The organism is Staphylococcus sp. HMSC065D05 (assembly GCF_001813195.1).
In the GTDB taxonomy this organism is placed as follows: domain Bacteria; phylum Bacillota; class Bacilli; order Staphylococcales; family Staphylococcaceae; genus Staphylococcus; species Staphylococcus epidermidis.
Genome location: NZ_KV811775.1, coordinates 50,280 through 50,685, shown reverse-complemented (window position 1 = coordinate 50,685; position 406 = coordinate 50,280). Strand labels below are relative to the sequence as shown.

At 34.0% G+C, this 406-nt stretch carries 1 pseudogene; it reads left to right on the top strand.

Annotation, left to right across the window (positions count from 1 at the left end):
- Positions 1-406: pseudogene (locus tag HMPREF2897_RS11885) on the top strand (hypothetical protein); the annotation flags it as partial.

The following is a 406-nucleotide window of genomic DNA, read 5'->3' as shown; positions in this document are numbered from 1 at the left end:
TTTAACATCGTTACCTTTTGTAGGACAACATTTTATAGGAACTTATGATAGTTTTGATAAAAAGGGCAATGCAAAAGAAATGTCAAAAGGTGAGTTGGCTGCATATAAAAAAGCGAAGAAGATGTTTAATCAATTCAATATATTCACTACTGATAAAGATCTAACAGGACTTGATGATACGATAAGTGCTTTTATCAAAAAACTTAATAAAAAAGCTAAAGCTGATAAAGCATCAAAAGCGAAAAAAGGCTCTAAATCTACTAGTAAATCATCGAAAAGTGTTAAAGGGGATTCAGATGCTTCTGCCAAAAAAGGACATGGTGGCTCTGGAGGTTCGGGCAAGAAGATAAAGATACAACCGGAAGCTGTACGTGCTATTGTAAGTAATCTACGTGATCGAATACAT